Consider the following 16,763-nt stretch of genomic DNA (forward strand, 5'->3'; position numbering starts at 1 on the left):
AAATAAAACATCACGCATCATGAAAACGAAAAACATACTTATTTACTCCGGTCTTCTATTGGGCGGGCTTCTTCTGGGTTACCTCTTTTTTGGGGGAACTTCAGAACCACAAACCTTAAAAGAGCACATATCTGAAACTCATACTGATGAGGAAGGCAATGTGGTTTACACCTGCAGTATGCATCCTCAAATCAGGGAGAGTGAACCGGGAAACTGCCCTATTTGTGGAATGGATTTGATCCCGGCAGATGATCTAAACAGTGATAAGTCGGAATCACTGGGACCTAATGCCATTCAATTTTCAAAAGCTGCACTGGCGTTGGCTGAGATCGAAACCACACCGGTCAGAACAGGAACACCGGTACTAGAAACACGTTTGCCCGGTAAAGTTGCGGTAAATCAAAACCTGGTTTCTAATGTGACTGCTCATTTTCCGGGTCGCGTTCGGGAGCTGTATGTGGATTATACCGGTGATTACGTTCGCAAAGGGCAAAAACTGGCTTCTTTCTATTCTCCTGAATTGATCACCGCTCAGCGTGAGCTTCTTGAAACCGCACGCTTTAAAGAACAAAACCCCCGGTTATATGAGTCTGCCCGCCGCAAGCTCATGCTGTGGGAGTTTCCCGAAGCGACCATCGATCAGATCGAGCGGTCAGGAGAAGTGATGGAAGAACTTGATTTCTTTTCCCCCGTTTCTGGTTATGTATCCCAAATAGATATTTCACGGGAAGATCATATTAATGAAGGCTCCATGCTTTATCGTATTGCTGACCTTTCTCAAGTTTGGATCGAATTTGAAGCCTATGAATCATCAGTCAGTAACCTGAATAAAGGAGACAAGGTTGAATTTACCGTTAGTTCTGTACCCGGGCAGACTTACACCGGCACCGTGAATTTTATTCAGCCTTTTTTGAGTGAACGATCCAGAACGGTTGAAGTTCGTATCACCGCAGACAATCCACAGAACAGGATGAAACCGGGAATGTTTGCCGAAGGTGTGATCTCTTCACAAACTGATGATGGGCAACAGATACTCATACCCCGGAGTGCTGTATTATGGACAGGTTCTCGTTCTATAGTATTTGTGGATGTATCCATTGGTGAAACACCAGCCTTCGAGGCACGGGAGGTTATTTTGGGTAAAAAAGCCGGCAATGAATACATTATTGAATCCGGATTGGAATCCGGTGAGAGTGTAGTAACCAATGGCACTTTTAAAGTAGATGCGGCTGCTCAGCTTAGTGATAAACTCAGTATGATGAATCCTCACCCCGGATCCGGAGTCAATCTCGGGGCACATGATCATGGTGATATGGATATGGAAAGTGCTGAAAGGAAAGAGTCCTCTGTTGCAACAAAAGTGGATCACTCCGGCCATCAAATGCAGAATGATCTGGAGGAATTGATTCCTGAATACCTGAAACTTCGGGAAGCCTTGGCGAACGATGATTTTGGATCAGCCAAAGAACATATCAAGATGTTTTCAATGGATTCATTTAGTGGAATTGAAGAATTAAGAGCTGAATTTAAAGCAATTTCTGAGACACTCATCAGTCGGATCGAAGATGAAGGTTATGAAGGAACTCTTTTCAAACAATACTGCCCGATGTATGATGGCGGAAGTTCATGGATAAGCGATAAAAGAGATATTGAAAACCCCTTTTATGGAACTCAGATGCACAATTGCGGAGAAACCGTTGAGCAAATGAATTAATATATAACCAACAACGGAGGTATCATGAAATTAGTGAAAGCATACATTCGTCCCATATTGCTGGAAGAAGTTTACAAAGCGCTTCGTTCGGAAGGCCATTGTTGTATTACAGTTTTCAGGGGTGAAGGAGCCGGTCAATATACTGATCCGGGCAGTGCTCATGGATCTCTTCAGTTTCCTGCCTTGCATTCGGAAGTGGTAAAAATTGAAATAGCTGCTGTTGATGATCAAGTAGAATCAATTATTAATGTCATTCAACAGACTGCCTCCACGGGATCAAGAGGTGATGGGATCATATTTATTATGCCTATTGAAAACATGATCAGGATCAGGGATAGTAAACAGGGCCCTCAAGTCATAGAGTAATAAAATCTTACGATAATCGATAAGCATGAATCGATATAATGTAAGATTAGACAGTTAGTAAATGTTATTTTAGATACAGTTATAAAAATCAAAATAAATATATAGTCATGAGAAAAATAAAAACTACGTTACTGTTATTGTTAATCAGTTTAGGATTGTCAGTAACAGCGATAGCCCAACAACAAAATATGGAACAGAAAAAGCAACAGATGATGATCATGATGCAGGATTCATCTATGCAAGCCATGATGATGGATCACATGATGAATAACCCTGAAATGCGAGCCAAGATGATGCAGAGAATGATGAAGTCACAAAAAATGGATCATTCTAAAATGATGGAAAACATGAACTCCATGATGAACGATCCTGAAATGAAAGAACGCATGAAAAAGCATATGGAAATGATGCGATCTATGCTTGATGGAGACATGGATCATTCCATGATGATGGATGAAGATTCCTCCATGAGGAACATGCATATGATGTGTATGCAAATGATGCGTGGAGAAATGATGAATTCTGAAATGAAGATGAAATCGGATTCAACAAAAAGTAATGGAATGATGAATCATAACTAATGAACATTACTCTGCACACTAAAAGCATGTAGAAAACTTAAAGTGTGCTTATTTGATAAAACTAGATTTAAATAATTTTATCTAAGCCATGGAAAACTTCATTCAGTTATACGGGGAATCAGCTAAAACAGCCCTCGGCTTTTTCTGGAAAGCAGGTTGGGCTTTTGTTTTAGGCTATTTTGTATCGGGTATGATACAAGCCTTCGTTCCCAAGGGGAAATTGACCGAGTACATGGGAAATGCAGACCTCAAGAGCATCTCTCTTTCCACCTTTTTTGGCGCAGCTTCTTCTTCGTGTTCATTTGCGGCTCTCGCAGCTGCAAGGGCACTTATTAAAAAAGGAGCTCATTTTATTGCAGGTGTGGCATTTATGTTTGCCTCCACCAACCTGGTAATAGAACTGGGTATACTGATACTGATCTTTTTAGGATGGCAATATCTGGCAGCCGAGATCATTGGTGGTCTTATCCTGATTGCTATCAGCAGCTTCCTGATCAAGATCACATATCCAAAAAGATGGATGGAAGCAGCCCGGGAAAAAGTGGAATCTGAAGGCGGAGACCTTGAGGATGATTTTAACTGGAAAAAAAGGATCAAAAGTAAAGAGGGATGGCAGTTGGTTGGGCATAAATTTGTCAACGATTGGAAAATGGCCTGGGAAGATATTTTAATTGGGTTTACCATTGCTGGGTTTGTAGCAGTCCTAGTCCCGGAATCGTTTTGGTCTGCTCTGTTTTTAGCAGATGCTCAACACCTTCCGGGTTGGCTGGTGGCAGTTGAAAACGCTCTTATTGCTCCATTTGTGGCTGCTTCAACCTTTATCGGGTCGATGGGGAATATTCCACTGGCTACCGTATTGAATGAAAATGGCGTGCTGTTTGCAGGCATCATGGGCTTTATATATTCCGACCTGATGGTACCTCCGCTGGTTCACATCAATGCCAAGTACTATGGCTGGAAGGTAGCCTTATATATTGCAGGTGTTATGTATATCAGTATCGTGCTTACAGCTTTGATCCTGAATGGCCTGTTCACAGTATTTGGAATTGTTCCGGAAAGTGCCCGTGTCGTATCAGAAATTACACAGTTCAAGATCGATTATACCTTTTGGATGAATATCGTTTTCACATTCATTGCCGGCATTCTTATCTGGCTTAATAAAAGATTTCTACAAAACCATTCAATGAAGATGATGAAAATGGCAGGAGGAGGAAAAGTGAAAAAAATTGCCGTTAGCTTCTTTATCATTATAAACCTGATTGGCCTCTCGATATTTGCCTACACTCAAATACAATAAATCTTAAATAAATTAGCATGAACCTATTTATTACCCCTGATTGGGCCCCAAACATTCACCCGCTATTAGTGCATTTTCCCATTGCATTAATGATGGTTGCAGCACTAGCTAATTTTGTATCTCTTTTTATTAAAGAAAAATGGTGGGATGAGATAAAGAATACGGTTCTTTATGTAACAGGAGCTCTGTTTGCCGGAATTACTTATTACAGTGGAACCGTTGCGGCTGATACGGTTTTCCTTCCGGCTGAAGCTCAGTCTGTATTAAGCGAACATGCCGAATGGGCAGAGTATCTTCTATGGTTCTTTATTCTCTATTCCTTACTCAGAATAGCCTTCCATTGGCTTGACCTGTTTCAGAAAAAAGCCTTCAGGATCATAGCATTTATAACTGTTTTACCAGGGTTATTCATGGTATATGAAACCGCAGAATATGGAGGAAAAATGGTGTATGGCTATGGTGCCGGAACCGGGCAGCTTTTGCAGAAAGAAGAACAAAAGACTTTAGTACCAACGGATAGCGTTACAACCATGTATTCTTCATTCATCATCAAAGATAATGGAGACTGGTCCTGGAATATCAACCCAGGTTCCGTCAGTGATCTTATTACTAATTTTCAATGGATAGTGGGGTCTGTGCAGGATCTAAAGCCTATGATCACACAATCTGAACCTCCTCAGCTCCAGCTTGTAGCCTCAGAACAGTCAAACCTGTTTGTGACACATAAATCATATCAAAATGTCCAGATCGACTACTACCTGAATCTGAATGACTTTAATGGAGAAGTAGAACTCATACATCATTTTCAGAATGCCGAAAACTATGACTTTGTATCACTGAATGAAGAGGGGGTAATCCGTCAAGGAAGAGTTGAAAACGGTAACACTACTCTATTTGAACAAGGCTCTTTTGAGCCGAAAGGAGAACTCTTTGTCCGTGTTGTTGGGGATGGGTCACATTTCAGAGGGTATGTTGACAGGGAGATGAAAGTTCATGGGCACGGTGATGCTCCTGAAAACGGACCTGTGGGCCTAAAGATACAAGGCAGTGGTTCAATTCTTATTTCCCAAATTGAAATGTCGCAACTTTAAAAACCTGCACCTATGAAATCAATTATTAAATTATGCGGACTTCTAATGTTCTTATCAGGTACCGTGGTGGCTCAAACAAATCAAAAAGAAACAACGGTTTTAAAGACTTTGGACAACTTTAAAACCGCAATCATTGATAATGATTCTGAAGCTGCATCAAATTTATTAGCTGGTGATGCACTGATATTAGAAGGGACTGGAATGGAGACCAAGGAGGAATATCTATCGCACCATTTTCATTCTGACGGTAAATTCCTGAAGGCTATGAACCGCGAAACTCAAACTCAAAAAGTTAGCTTTGATGGGAATACAGCCTGGGTAAGCACCGTTAGCTCAATGAAAGGAACCTATTCCGAAAGAGAGATTGACCTTACCTCACTTGAATTAGCTGTACTGAGAAAAGAAGGATCTGATTGGAAAATCACGGCAATTCACTGGTCATCCCGATAAACTTAAAACGACTCAATTTGGTGGAAAAGAACATGAACCATAAAGACCATAATCAAAATTCGCACAAGCCTAGTGGACATGACCAAAAAAAGGAACAAAACCATGATCATAGTGGTCATGAAGACCACTCCCACCACGAGCATCACAAAAAGATGGTACAGGATTTTAAATTCCGATTTTGGTGGGTTCTAGGTCTGACCATACCCATTATGGCCTTATCGCCAATGATTCAGGACTTCCTGAGTGTGGATTGGCGGTTCATGGCTGATAAATGGATCCTCGCTGCTCTATCAACCGTTGTATATTTTTTCGGTGGATGGCCATTTCTCACGGGTCTGGTAGATGAACTCAAGAAAAAGCAGCCGGGTATGATGACGCTAATCGGTCTCGCTATTTCTATTGCTTACCTTTATAGCACGGCTGTGGTCTTTGGCTTTGATGGCGACCTGCTCTATTGGGAGCTTTCAACCCTGGTAGGCATTATGTTATTGGGCCACTGGATAGAAATGCGTTCCGTAATGAGTGCCTCTTCAGCTTTAGAAGAATTGGCTGCATTGATACCGGGTGAAGCACATCGTGTTAATGAGGATGGTTCAACTGAAGATGTACCGGTCGAAGAGCTTCAGCAGGGCGACAAAGTTCTTATCAAACCCGGTGAAAAAATTCCGGCTGATGGGGTGGTTGTGAAAGGTGAGTCAAGTGTCAATGAAGCCATGCTCACAGGGGAGTCCAAACCGGTAAGTAAACAAAAAGACGATGAAGTCATTGGTGGATCTGTCAATGAAAAAGGATCCATCACTATACAGATCTCTAAAACCGGGGATGATTCATTCTTATCACAGGTAATCAGCCTGGTAAGAGATGCCCAGGAAAGTAAATCACGAACCCAGGATCTGGCCAATCGGGCTGCTTTTTGGCTGACAATTGTTGCCATTACTGCCGGATTGATCACATTTGGCGCATGGCTCTTCTTCACGGGTCAAAGTTTTGATTTTGCGATGAACCGAACGGTTGCTGTTATGGTAATAACCTGCCCCCATGCACTTGGACTGGCCATACCGCTTGTTGTGTCAATGTCTACCAGTATAGCAGCTACTAATGGGTTTTTAATTCGTGACAGAGCAGCATTTGAGCAAGCCAGAAATTTAGATGCTGTCATTTTCGATAAAACCGGGACCCTGACTGAGGGTACTTTTACGGTTACTGATATTCTGAATTTTGGTAATGATCAAACTGATGAAGAGATCCTTAAATATGCGGCATCACTTGAGAAAAACTCAGAACACCCATTAGCCAAAGGTATTTTGGAAAAGGCCGGTGAAACCTGGGACCCTGATGAATTCAACTCCATTACAGGTAAAGGTATTGAAGGCAAGGTAAATGGAAGATCCATAAAAGTGGTGAGTCCCGGTTACATTCGGGAAAATGACTTAGAGTATCCTGAAGGAGATGTTCAAAACCTTTCATCCCAGGGAAAAACCGTAGTTTTTGTCATCCTAGAAAATGATTTGGTTGGGGCCATCGCATTAGGAGACGAAATTCGTGAATCTTCAAAAAATGCTATCAATGCGTTGCATAACATGGGTATTGAGTGCATAATGTTGACCGGAGACAATCAACAAACGGCAGACTATGTAGCCGGTGAATTGGGTATCGATCAGGTCTTTGCTGAAGTTCTTCCTGATGAAAAGGCCGACAAGGTTAAAGAAGTTCAGGGACAAGGCAAGCTGGTGGCCATGACCGGAGACGGGGTGAACGATGCACCTGCTTTGGCTCAGGCTGATGTAGGAATTGCTATCGGCGCCGGTTCGGATGTGGCCGTAGAAACCGGAGATATTATTCTAGTTAAAAACAATCCTGAAGACGTTTCATCATTGATAAAGCTGTCCAAAAGTACTTACCAAAAAATGGTTCAAAACCTTTGGTGGGCCTCCGGATATAACATTGGTGCCATACCACTCGCTGCTGGAGCTCTTTATGCCTGGGGTGTAATTTTAAGCCCCGCAGTTGGAGCCATTTTAATGTCACTTAGTACTGTGATCGTTGCCATAAATGCCCGTTTACTGAAAATGGAATAGGAAATTTACTATGGCTATAATTACCCAATCAACAATTACCTGTCCGGTTTGTGGAGTTCAAAAAACTTTGGAAATGCCTACAAATTCCTGCCAATATTTTTGGCAATGTCCTGATTGTAAAAACATGATCAAACCGCAAAAGGGTGATTGCTGTGTATTTTGTTCCTATGGTGATGTTGCCTGCCCTCCGGTTCAGGATCACAAATCTTGTTGTTAATTTAAATGACAGGCATTGCCTTATGTCATTTATTTACCTGTGCTCCTTCCATTTTGCAATTTCACTAACCACATAAATATATTTGTGTGAGAATCATTACCCTCACTCAATCTTTATAGTTCTATTGTATACTTTCAGTTAACCACAAACCGGAAGCATATACCATGAAGCCATTTGATGTTATAAAAGCTACAGGTGAAAGAGAGACTTTTGATCTTTCGAAGCTTAAAAGGTCACTGAATAATGCCGGAGCTCAACCGCCCATCATTAATTCAGTTATTAATGACCTGGAGGTGGGGGGCTATTTTAAAGATGGCATGTCTACTAAAAAGATATATCGTGAAGCCTACCGATTGTTAAAGCAAAAGTCTGCCCGAATTGCAGGACGTTATAAGTTAAAAGAGGCCCTCCTTGATCTTGGACCCTCCGGCTATCCCTTTGAAATTCTCATTTCAGAACTATTTCGCAAACTTGGATATAGAACACAGGTTGGTCAAGTGGTTAAAGGTAAATGCGTATCCCACGAGGTGGATGTTATCGCCATAAAAGGTGATGAACACCTAATAATGGAATGCAAATTTCATAACCGGCAGAATCACCGCAGTAATGTAACCATCCCATTGTATGTCAGATCGCGTTTTGTAGATATTAACAGTGCATGGATCAAGCAACCAGAACTAAAAAATAAAACCCATACCGGATGGGTGGTTACGAACACAAGATTCACTACCGATGCCGAAGAGTATGCACAGTGTGTGTACCTAAAGTTGCTAAGTTGGAGTTTTCCTAAGGATAATGGTCTAAAAGACCTGATAGGCAGAACGAGTCTCCATCCGGTAACTTGTCTTTCGGTTATTGATAAATCTGAGAAACAACTTTTATTGAAAAATGACATTGTACTTGCCAAACAAATATGTGAAGATGTTCAGACTCTGATCAGGCTTGGGTTTAGTAAAAAGCAGGCGGAGCGCATTCATAGGGAAGCAACCGAAATTTGTAACCATGATATGAGGTAAACATGAGCACACCCATCAAGATCCATTTTTTAGGCGCTTCAGGAACGGTCACCGGTTCAAAATACCTCATCCAAACTCCCGATAAGAACCTTATGATAGATTGCGGGATGTTTCAGGGGATTAAAAAGCTAAGAGAATTAAACTGGCAACAGCTTCCTTTGAAAGCTTCATCAATTGATCTTGTGTTATTAACGCATGGTCATCTTGATCACAGCGGGTATCTCCCAAGATTAGTTAAAATGGGATTCAAGGGATCGATCTTTGGAACAGCCCCAACTCTTGATATTGCAGAGATCATTTTGCGGGACAGTGCAAAGATCCAGGAAGAAGATGCTGAAAGGGCTAACAAAGACGGGTATACCAAGCACGACCCGGCTGAACCACTATACAATTCCGAGGATGCAGAAAAAGCTATAAGCCGGTTTCGTGATCAAGAATTGCAAAAATGGGTCGAGATAGACGACCATATCAGGTTTCGTTATCAATACAATGGTCATATTATCGGGGCGACTTTTATTGAACTTGATCTATATGGTAAACGATTTGTGTTTTCAGGAGATATTGGGCGGCCAAACGACCCATTATTGCGTGATCCGCAAAAGCCTGAAAAGGCTGATGTGTTGTTTATGGAATCTACTTATGGAGACCGCAAACATATTGACGAAGATACTCTGGAAAAAATGAAACAGCACATTGATGATACTATTCAAAAAGGCGGAACCCTGATAATTCCAAGCTTTGCGGTCGAACGAGCTCAATTGCTGATGTTTCTTATCTGGCAGCTTCACAAGAAAAATCAGATCCCCGCTTCACTCCCGGTCATTTTGGATAGCCCTATGGGAGCACGAGCCTTGTCAACCTTTATCAAACATCCTGAATGGCATAAATTATCCGAGCAAGATTACAAAGACATGACAGACCGCGTTCGGATCGTGGAATCATATGAGGAAACCTGGGAGATCATTGATGATGCTCAGCCAAAGGTTATTATCGCAGGAAGTGGAATGGTTACAGGTGGCCGGGTGCTTACCTATTTGCAGCAATATATCGATCGTAAAGAAACCACCGTCTTATTAGCCGGCTATCAGGCTGAGGGGACCCGTGGCCGGCAATTGCTTGATGGAGCTGAAGAGATCAAATTCTATGGGAAGTATTATCAGGTTAATGCCCACGTTGATATCCTTGACGGACTCTCAGCCCATGCGGATCAAACAGAATTATTGGATTGGGCGTCTGAAATCGTTGAGAAGCCTGAACATGTATTTCTGGTTCATGGAGAGCCCCAAAGTCTGGATATGATGAGGTTAAAACTCAAGGATACCTACGGCTGGGATACGTACATCCCAGAGCTCTATGAGATCATAGAAATATCTACCTGATATTAGACTCCAATACGGTTGTTTTTGGTTTGAACCGTTCACTTAAGTATAATCCTACAAATTCAAAACAAACCAGGACTGCCATGAAAGAAACTATTCTGAGCTACCAAACTGATGAAATTAAAGTTACATGGGACAAAGAACGTTGCATTCATGCAGCAGAATGCGTTCGTGGTTTACCTAAAGTTTTTGACACTGATCGCAAACCATGGATAAAACCGGACATGGCAGAAATAAATGAGCTAACTGAAGTCATTGAAAAATGCCCGTCCGGTGCACTTCATTATGAATTTATAAATTCTGATCGAACTGAACAGCCACCTGAACAAAATATTATCACGATTGAAGAGGATGGTCCGCTTTATATACACGGTGAAGTGGTGATCAAAGACCTGGATGGAAATGTGGTTTTGAAAGATACCAGGGTGGCTATGTGCCGTTGCGGAAGATCCAAAAACAAGCCACTGTGTGACAATACACATATCGAAGCCGGCTTTAAAGCAGATACATCGTACGATCCGGAAAGATTGCGAACCGAACCCGTTAAAGGCAAGGGAGGAGAGTTATCGGTCACCCTTTATGAGAATGCCCCATTCCTGGTTGAAGGTAATTATGTCCTGGCAGGTGAAAAAACCGGGCAAGAAACTTGTAGCAAAAAAATGAGCTTTTGTCGATGCGGTGCTTCCAATACCAAACCATTTTGCGATGGAACCCACAAGAAAATTGGATTCAAGTCTGACTGAACTTAAAATCGAAAGAATGTTTTTATGTCAAACCAATCATCTGTTTTGACAGCTATTGTTTCGATAAACTTCTCACCATATATACCCCCAAATATTATACAGGTGGCTATATAGGCCATGTAAAGTGGATGATCGTAAACCGACATGAAATGTAAGTATGGTATAAAAATCATAAGAACAAATGACAAGGCTAATCCCCATAAACCGGCCAGAATCCCGTGTTTTACCCTTTGTAAAACAGGCGGTCTTTCTTTCATTTTAGTTTCATCAATTTTCATAATTTTCTGATCTATGATTTTTCACTTCACCACACATTCGTAAATGTATCAGAATTAAAATATAATCCACATAATCTAATTGCCTAATTAAAGACCTCTCTAATGTCTAACCCAAAGATCATAATTGCCATTGCGGCCATTTTAATGGCTATAGCTGTAGCTGCAGGTGCTTTTGGAGCACATGCCCTTAAAAATGTGTTATCACCTGAACGACTTGAAACCTGGCAAACTGCTGTTCAATATCATGCCTGGCATGCCTTAGGCCTTTTTTTAATCGCCCTTGTAGGAATGCAGTTTGATGTGACCATAACCTGGCCGGCATCATTAATTTTAGCAGGAATTCTAATTTTCTCAGGAAGCTTATATACCCTCTGTCTTTCCGGTATCGGATGGATGGGAGCTATAACTCCGATCGGGGGTGTTGCCTTCATAGCAGGCTGGATCTGGTTTGGCATCAAAATGCTTAGGTAAGTATTCAATTACCATTAAACTATTATCGACATGAAACGCCGGCACTTATCTCTCACATTTTTGATCCTTTTAATATTCAGCAGTCAGTCACTGGCTCAAAATGAGGTGATCCGTGAACGAAACTCTCTCTATGGTATCAAGGAATTTGGGGTATCCGTTAATATTGAGCGCCCTCTAACTCTTCAATCAGTTCCATTTGATCTAGATAGCGTTCGCCAGCTGGTTATAGGCAAGCTGGACGAACTACCGGTCAACATAATTGACGAACAAACGCTTAAACGGTCTGATCAGCTTCCGTTATTACATCTCCACATAAATATTATGAGTGATGTGGGAGGCATACACCCTTTTGCAGCTGAACTAAAGTTTTTCCAGCCCGTTAAGTTACCGCTTAATAATGACATTCAAACCATGGGATCTACCTGGTCAGATAGCTTTATAGGCGTGGTCACGCCGGACCTTATGAATTATATAGCCGCAAAATCCGCCGGGTTAGCTGAAAACTTTCGTTCAGATTATGAGATCGTGAATTAACTCATGAACATTGAAGCTTTTTACAACTACTGTTCCTGCTTACCGGGCTCAGCAGAGGAGTTCCCATTTGATGAGAATACCCTTGTCTTCAAGGTCCTGGGAAAGATCTATGCCTTAACCGATGTGGATACCTTTGAAAGTATTAATCTTAAGTGTGATCCTGAGTGGGCCCTTGAGCTTCGTGACATTTATGAGGAGATCATTCCAGGGTATCATATGAATAAAAAGCACTGGAATACTGTTAAAACAACCGGCTCCTTACCTGATGAGATGATCCTGGCACTCATCAAACATTCTTATGACCTGGTTACAGAGAAACTGCCTTTTAAGCTGAAGCAAAGATCAAAGAAACTCTGAGTATGATATCGATGAACAGGCATTATTTGTGTGGTGCCATTCTTTCATACATTTTTTTCATCCTTCCCCAAAAGAAATCAAACTGACCAAACATTGCCCCATAGATCAAAATGAATATATTATACATTGGAAAGATGGTAACTGCCCATATCAATGTTTTAAACCAAAATGGATCTTCTGACTCAATACCTAGCAGAGGAAACAGAAACCGTCTCGAATATAGCGCACTGATGCCGGTCAGAGCAAAAACGATCAAAATTATAATTAACTGCCAGGTGCTCTGAATTCCCCAGCGATCTTTCATTTTTTTAAAAAACTTCATGTAAATATCCTGATTTCACTCAAAATATCCTTTTTCTAAACCTATGTGAAGTCAATTATTTATAAATCTTAAAAAGCTATTTACAAAAAACATCAACCTTTAGTTGCAATTTCTGTGCCTGGCAGGTAGTTTCAGAACCAAGGAAGGACATCGATAAACATTTATACATCACGAACATATAGGGTATGCAAGCATATGTAACCGAGGCGGTTGGCACATTTTTCCTTGTCATGGTTTTTGGGATTTCCGGAGACCCGCTTGCCGTTGGCTTAACATTAATGGCTTTGGTCTATATTGGGTATCCCAACTCAGGAGCTCATTTTAATCCAGCCATTTCACTCGCATTCTTCTTTAAAAAGAAACTTTCTTTTTCTGAACTTCTGGGTTATCTGTTCTGCCAAGTCGTTGGTGCTTTTTTCGCCTCATTCCTCATATTTGAATTTGCAAACAGTGTTTTTTACCTGGAACCACCTGTTGACACCGATTTATATGAACAGGTATTTTCGGAGGTATTCTTTACAGCAATTTTTGTAAGCGTGATGCTTTCCCTTACACTCTCCAATCTCCACAGGAAAAATCAGTTTATGGGACTGATCGTTGGCCTAACCTTTACCGGAATGCTAATGGCTGCATCTCCCTTCTCCGGTGGCGTATTGAATCCAGCATTTTCTGCAGGAACCGCATTATTCGACCTTGTTAAAGGCGGCGATTCATATATCTATTCAGTACTGTATATCATGAGTCCACTTACAGGAGGCGCTATAGCTGCTTTTACCTCCTCATATTTCACTTCAAGATGGGGAGACTAAAATAAAACCGGCTTCCTTTGCCAACTTTACTCTCCACTTTGATATCCGTTTGATGAGCATTCAATATGCCTTTCACAACTGACAAGCCCAAACCGGTACCCCCCTTATCCCTTGAACGGGCCTTATCTGTACGATAAAAGCGATCAAACAATCGATCAAGGTGCTCCTTTCCGATCCCTGTGCCAGTATCACTCACAGATATTTCAACTAAGTCATCTTTCTTCTTAAAACTAACCTCAACTTTACCTGACTGTGTGTATTTAATTCCGTTTGAAACAAGATTATCGAGCACCTGTTCTATTTTATCAGGATCCGCATTTACCATACAAGAGAATGTATTGGTTGTATCCAATTCAAGACCTTTTTTATGTGCTATCGGTTGATAGGCCTGCTCCACTTCATATACCAGGTCATTTAGATCAAAGTCTTTTCTGTTGATAAAGCTTTCATCAAAATCATACCTCTGAAGGGTTTTTATATCCTCAAAGAGCCTGGCTACACGTTTAATCTGTTTTTGGGCAGTAACCATATATTGTTTTTTCTTCTCGGGTGGAAGGTTTTCAAGCTCCAGCATTTCAAGTGCACCCGATATTGTATGCAGTGGGTTTCTCACCTCATGAGTTATATCTGCAAAAAACTGACTCTGCTTCATATTAAGCTTTTTAAGCTTCTCATTATCAGCTCTTAGCGTTTTGGCCATATGATTTAAGGAATCTGCCAGTGTTCCAAACTCATCATTTCTTTTCAGGTCGATCTTACGATCAAGGTTACCCCTTGCAATATCAAGAGCGGCTGCATTAAGGTGCAGTATTGGAGCAGCTATATAACGGGCAAATAGAAAACTTACCACAATTACAGCACCAATAGAAAAGAACATGCCTGCATAAATGATGTGCCGTATGCTTGCAACGGCCGCATAGTACTGGCTTTTATCCTGACTTATCCTCAGGTATTGAGCTGAGTTATCAGAATCCCCCAGATCAACATAAGCGACCAGTTTCTGAGAGGCCTCAGTATTTTCAACGATCGGTTCTCCGTCTCTTTTTTCAAGCTCTGCCAAAAGGGCGTTATCAAGCGAAGTTGCGACATTTGTGAAAGCTTCATCGGGAAAGGTCAGAAAACGGTTTCCACTTTTATCATACACCGCTACCTCATAATTCGATAGTTCAGCCAGATCTACGATCTTAGGGTCAAATTGATCATCCTGTTTAAAACTCCCGGCGGCCAAAGCCATGGATAGGGCATCCTTCTCAAATTGCTCAATCCCTTCCTCCAGTAAAAAGCTGCGAATTGTCAATATTGAATACGCACTAATTGTAATGATACCTATTACCAGAAGTATGACATAGGTCCAAGCTAGTTTAGAGCGTATTTTCATGCGTGAAGGTACTCCTTATTAAAACCGTACCCAACGCCTCTGTAAGTTTTGATCAACTTGCCTTCATCCCCCATTTTTAAACGCAGGTTTTTCACGTGAACGTCCACGGTCCGATCAAAAACGAATTTTTCCTCATCAGAGATCTTCTCAAGGATCTGCTGCCGGCTGTACACCAATTTTGGATTTTGGAAGATCATTTCGGCTATGGTATACTCAGTATGTGTCAGGTCTATCAACTCCTCATTGATATACATTTCTTTGGAATCGAGGTCCACATACACTTTACCATACTGAATCCAGTTGCTTTTTTCAGGTGATCGGCGGCGGAGCTGAGTCTCAACATGCGCTTTAACAAGATTTAGACTGGCCGGTTTTTTAATATAATCGTCGGCACCGAGTTCCAGTCCCTCGATCTCATCTTGCTCTTCATCACGAGCAGTCAAAAACAATACAGGTATATCATAGATGACCGGATGCTGACGGATATTACTGCAGATCTCTTTTCCGTCATGATGGGGAACCATGATGTCCAGTATCGCCAGGTGAATTTCATTCGCACTCTCTTCTATGTATTTGAGAGCTTGCTTCCCATCCTTGGCCCATAGTACTTTATAGTCATTCAGTTCCAGGAAGTTAGCCAGCATCTCGCCTGACTCTTCCTCATCTTCCATCAAAAGTATGGTATGTTTGTTGCTCATCGTGCAGGTTTATGTTAAGGTGTTTAAAGTATTACAGTGTAAAGATAATCAAGAAAATATTACCTTTAAGCCCTAATACTAATGGCCTGAAAAATCTTTCGCTCTAAAAATCAGAATTTACACATGAATTACCAAGGAAAAACCATATGGATCACAGGAGCCTCTTCTGGTATAGGTAAAGCTTTTGCACATAAACTATATAAACTTGGTGCCAACCTGATACTTTCTTCGCGTCGTGAGGATGCATTGATCAAGGTAAAAAACGAGCTTGATAAGGATTCATCAAAGATAAAAGTATTGCCACTTGACCTTACCAAGCCTGAAACATTTCCTGCAAAAACAAAGGAGGCTTTTGAAGCATTTGGACAGATCGATGTTTTAATGAACAATGGGGGGATCAGTCAGCGCTCTACCGTTCTGGAAACAGATATGGAAGTGTATAGAAGGCTGATGGAGATCAATTATTTTGGAGCCATCGCCCTTACTAAGCAAGTTTTACCACATATGGTTGAGCGAAATACAGGGCATGTTATTGTGACCAGCAGTGTTGCCGGAAAGATCGGAACCAAATTCAGGTCAGGATATTCAGGCAGCAAGCATGCAGTCCAGGGGTTTTTTAATTCACTTAGGCAAGAAATGTATGAACACAATATAGCTGTAACCTTGCTTTGTCCGGGATTTGTAAAAACAGATATTAGCAAAAACGCATTGACAGCTGATGGCTCTGAGTTCGGCAAGATGGGAGATGCCCATAAAAATGCTATGACAGCAGAACAGATGGTCGAAAAAGTAATGCCTAAGATCGCAGCTCAAAAAGAAGAGATATATGTTACCGGTTTTAAGGAAAGAATGGCTATTTGGGTACAGCGTATTTCACCAACTTTGTTAAACCGAATATTGAAAAATCAAAAGGTGACGTAGGTTCGTTATTTGAGTATTCGTTTATGGTTAATCGTGTAATCGTTTCACTTATAACCAATAACA

The 16,763-nt window shown here is 41.3% G+C and carries 20 protein-coding genes; 16 read left to right on the top strand and 4 right to left on the bottom strand.

The annotated features are described in order from the left end of the window. The first annotated feature begins 19 nt into the window (after nt 1-19). The 11 genes from AC13FX_RS03785 (at nt 20) to AC13FX_RS03835 (ending at nt 10,932) form a co-directional block, all read left to right on the top strand. Nucleotides 20-1,714: an efflux RND transporter periplasmic adaptor subunit gene (locus AC13FX_RS03785; RefSeq protein ID WP_482879132.1), complete on the top strand. Its 1,695-nt coding sequence runs from the start codon at nt 20-22 to the stop codon at nt 1,712-1,714. A 24-nt stretch (nt 1,715-1,738) separates the two neighbouring features. Next, on the top strand, nt 1,739-2,080 hold the full coding sequence (locus AC13FX_RS03790; protein ID WP_482879133.1) for a P-II family nitrogen regulator: 342 nt from the start codon (nt 1,739-1,741) through the stop codon (nt 2,078-2,080). A 107-nt stretch (nt 2,081-2,187) separates the two neighbouring features. Next, nucleotides 2,188-2,661 carry a hypothetical protein gene (locus tag AC13FX_RS03795; RefSeq protein WP_482879135.1) on the top strand — a complete coding sequence of 158 codons (474 nt, stop codon included), beginning with the start codon at nt 2,188-2,190 and terminating at the stop codon, nt 2,659-2,661. An 88-nt stretch (nt 2,662-2,749) separates the two neighbouring features. Next, complete coding sequence (locus AC13FX_RS03800; RefSeq protein ID WP_482879136.1) at nt 2,750-3,958, top strand: permease; 1,209 nt, start codon at nt 2,750-2,752, stop codon at nt 3,956-3,958. Nucleotides 3,959-3,975: 17 nt separating this feature from the next. Next, complete coding sequence (locus tag AC13FX_RS03805; protein ID WP_482879137.1) at nt 3,976-5,049, top strand: DUF2231 domain-containing protein; 1,074 nt, start codon at nt 3,976-3,978, stop codon at nt 5,047-5,049. 12 nt (nt 5,050-5,061) lie between these two features. Beyond that, nucleotides 5,062-5,499: a YybH family protein gene (locus AC13FX_RS03810; RefSeq protein WP_482879138.1), complete on the top strand. Its 438-nt coding sequence runs from the start codon at nt 5,062-5,064 to the stop codon at nt 5,497-5,499. A gap of 32 nt (nt 5,500-5,531) precedes the next feature. Beyond that, complete coding sequence (locus AC13FX_RS03815) at nt 5,532-7,577, top strand: copper-translocating P-type ATPase (protein WP_482879139.1); 2,046 nt, start codon at nt 5,532-5,534, stop codon at nt 7,575-7,577. Nucleotides 7,578-7,587: 10 nt separating this feature from the next. Further along, nucleotides 7,588-7,794: a GDCCVxC domain-containing (seleno)protein gene (locus AC13FX_RS03820; RefSeq protein WP_482879140.1), complete on the top strand. Its 207-nt coding sequence runs from the start codon at nt 7,588-7,590 to the stop codon at nt 7,792-7,794. Between the two features lie 164 nt (nt 7,795-7,958). Then, nucleotides 7,959-8,810 carry a restriction endonuclease gene (locus AC13FX_RS03825; RefSeq protein ID WP_482879142.1) on the top strand — a complete coding sequence of 284 codons (852 nt, stop codon included), beginning with the start codon at nt 7,959-7,961 and terminating at the stop codon, nt 8,808-8,810. 2 nt (nt 8,811-8,812) lie between these two features. Beyond that, nucleotides 8,813-10,189, top strand: a complete 1,377-nt coding sequence (locus AC13FX_RS03830) for an MBL fold metallo-hydrolase RNA specificity domain-containing protein (protein WP_482879143.1) — start codon at nt 8,813-8,815, stop codon at nt 10,187-10,189. A gap of 83 nt (nt 10,190-10,272) precedes the next feature. Further along, complete coding sequence (locus AC13FX_RS03835) at nt 10,273-10,932, top strand: CDGSH iron-sulfur domain-containing protein (protein ID WP_482879145.1); 660 nt, start codon at nt 10,273-10,275, stop codon at nt 10,930-10,932. Nucleotides 10,933-10,934: 2 nt separating this feature from the next. Here AC13FX_RS03835 and AC13FX_RS03840 read toward each other — a convergent pair whose 3' ends face one another. Then, nucleotides 10,935-11,210, bottom strand: coding sequence for a hypothetical protein (locus AC13FX_RS03840; RefSeq protein WP_482879146.1), 276 nt, complete (start codon nt 11,208-11,210; stop codon nt 10,935-10,937). A gap of 102 nt (nt 11,211-11,312) precedes the next feature. Between AC13FX_RS03840 and AC13FX_RS03845 the strand changes: the two genes are divergently transcribed. From AC13FX_RS03845 to AC13FX_RS03855, 3 genes are read left to right on the top strand one after another with little or no spacing between them, the layout of a single operon-like run. Beyond that, entirely contained in the window at nt 11,313-11,681 is a 369-nt protein-coding gene (locus AC13FX_RS03845) for a DUF423 domain-containing protein (protein WP_482879147.1), read from the top strand. Nucleotides 11,682-11,711: 30 nt separating this feature from the next. After that, nucleotides 11,712-12,215, top strand: a complete 504-nt coding sequence (locus AC13FX_RS03850) for a hypothetical protein (protein ID WP_482879149.1) — start codon at nt 11,712-11,714, stop codon at nt 12,213-12,215. A 3-nt stretch (nt 12,216-12,218) separates the two neighbouring features. After that, the gene (locus AC13FX_RS03855) at nt 12,219-12,572 is read left to right on the top strand and encodes an MmcQ/YjbR family DNA-binding protein (protein WP_482879150.1); all 354 of its coding nucleotides are present in this window, start codon (nt 12,219-12,221) and stop codon (nt 12,570-12,572) included. Between the two features lie 22 nt (nt 12,573-12,594). Here the strand turns inward: AC13FX_RS03855 and AC13FX_RS03860 are convergent, their stop codons facing one another. Then, the gene (locus tag AC13FX_RS03860; protein ID WP_482879151.1) at nt 12,595-12,894 is read right to left on the bottom strand and encodes a DUF6787 family protein; all 300 of its coding nucleotides are present in this window, start codon (nt 12,892-12,894) and stop codon (nt 12,595-12,597) included. Nucleotides 12,895-13,079: 185 nt separating this feature from the next. Here AC13FX_RS03860 and AC13FX_RS03865 point away from each other — a divergent pair, with 185 nt between their 5' ends. After that, the gene (locus AC13FX_RS03865) at nt 13,080-13,703 is read left to right on the top strand and encodes an MIP/aquaporin family protein (RefSeq protein WP_482879152.1); all 624 of its coding nucleotides are present in this window, start codon (nt 13,080-13,082) and stop codon (nt 13,701-13,703) included. Here the strand turns inward: AC13FX_RS03865 and AC13FX_RS03870 are convergent. After that, the gene (locus AC13FX_RS03870; RefSeq protein WP_482879153.1) at nt 13,681-15,081 is read right to left on the bottom strand and encodes a sensor histidine kinase; all 1,401 of its coding nucleotides are present in this window, start codon (nt 15,079-15,081) and stop codon (nt 13,681-13,683) included. The two genes, AC13FX_RS03865 and AC13FX_RS03870, sit on opposite strands and share 23 nt — an antisense overlap. Further along, on the bottom strand, nt 15,078-15,779 hold the full coding sequence (locus AC13FX_RS03875) for a response regulator transcription factor (protein ID WP_482879155.1): 702 nt from the start codon (nt 15,777-15,779) through the stop codon (nt 15,078-15,080). The genes AC13FX_RS03870 and AC13FX_RS03875 overlap by 4 nt, the downstream gene beginning before the upstream one ends. A gap of 123 nt (nt 15,780-15,902) precedes the next feature. Here AC13FX_RS03875 and AC13FX_RS03880 point away from each other — a divergent pair, with 123 nt between their 5' ends. Beyond that, entirely contained in the window at nt 15,903-16,700 is a 798-nt protein-coding gene (locus AC13FX_RS03880) for an SDR family oxidoreductase (protein WP_482879156.1), read from the top strand. Nucleotides 16,701-16,763: the final 63 nt, after the last annotated feature.

Source organism: Gracilimonas sp. B-17, assembly GCF_056857935.1.

Bases quoted from the DNA above. Each gene is read 5' to 3' on its own strand.
- AC13FX_RS03785 (WP_482879132.1), top strand. From the start codon at position 20: ATGAAAACGAAAAACATACTTATTTACTCCGGTCTTCTATTGGGCGGG.
- AC13FX_RS03790 (WP_482879133.1), top strand. From the start codon at position 1,739: ATGAAATTAGTGAAAGCATACATTCGTCCCATATTGCTGGAAGAAGTT.
- AC13FX_RS03795 (WP_482879135.1), top strand. From the start codon at position 2,188: ATGAGAAAAATAAAAACTACGTTACTGTTATTGTTAATCAGTTTAGGA.
- AC13FX_RS03800 (WP_482879136.1), top strand. From the start codon at position 2,750: ATGGAAAACTTCATTCAGTTATACGGGGAATCAGCTAAAACAGCCCTC.
- AC13FX_RS03805 (WP_482879137.1), top strand. From the start codon at position 3,976: ATGAACCTATTTATTACCCCTGATTGGGCCCCAAACATTCACCCGCTA.
- AC13FX_RS03810 (WP_482879138.1), top strand. From the start codon at position 5,062: ATGAAATCAATTATTAAATTATGCGGACTTCTAATGTTCTTATCAGGT.
- AC13FX_RS03815 (WP_482879139.1), top strand. From the start codon at position 5,532: ATGAACCATAAAGACCATAATCAAAATTCGCACAAGCCTAGTGGACAT.
- AC13FX_RS03820 (WP_482879140.1), top strand. From the start codon at position 7,588: ATGGCTATAATTACCCAATCAACAATTACCTGTCCGGTTTGTGGAGTT.
- AC13FX_RS03825 (WP_482879142.1), top strand. From the start codon at position 7,959: ATGAAGCCATTTGATGTTATAAAAGCTACAGGTGAAAGAGAGACTTTT.
- AC13FX_RS03830 (WP_482879143.1), top strand. From the start codon at position 8,813: ATGAGCACACCCATCAAGATCCATTTTTTAGGCGCTTCAGGAACGGTC.
- AC13FX_RS03835 (WP_482879145.1), top strand. From the start codon at position 10,273: ATGAAAGAAACTATTCTGAGCTACCAAACTGATGAAATTAAAGTTACA.
- AC13FX_RS03840 (WP_482879146.1), bottom strand. From the start codon at position 11,210: ATGAAAATTGATGAAACTAAAATGAAAGAAAGACCGCCTGTTTTACAA.
- AC13FX_RS03845 (WP_482879147.1), top strand. From the start codon at position 11,313: ATGTCTAACCCAAAGATCATAATTGCCATTGCGGCCATTTTAATGGCT.
- AC13FX_RS03850 (WP_482879149.1), top strand. From the start codon at position 11,712: ATGAAACGCCGGCACTTATCTCTCACATTTTTGATCCTTTTAATATTC.
- AC13FX_RS03855 (WP_482879150.1), top strand. From the start codon at position 12,219: ATGAACATTGAAGCTTTTTACAACTACTGTTCCTGCTTACCGGGCTCA.
- AC13FX_RS03860 (WP_482879151.1), bottom strand. From the start codon at position 12,894: ATGAAGTTTTTTAAAAAAATGAAAGATCGCTGGGGAATTCAGAGCACC.
- AC13FX_RS03865 (WP_482879152.1), top strand. From the start codon at position 13,080: ATGCAAGCATATGTAACCGAGGCGGTTGGCACATTTTTCCTTGTCATG.
- AC13FX_RS03870 (WP_482879153.1), bottom strand. From the start codon at position 15,081: ATGAAAATACGCTCTAAACTAGCTTGGACCTATGTCATACTTCTGGTA.
- AC13FX_RS03875 (WP_482879155.1), bottom strand. From the start codon at position 15,779: ATGAGCAACAAACATACCATACTTTTGATGGAAGATGAGGAAGAGTCA.
- AC13FX_RS03880 (WP_482879156.1), top strand. From the start codon at position 15,903: ATGAATTACCAAGGAAAAACCATATGGATCACAGGAGCCTCTTCTGGT.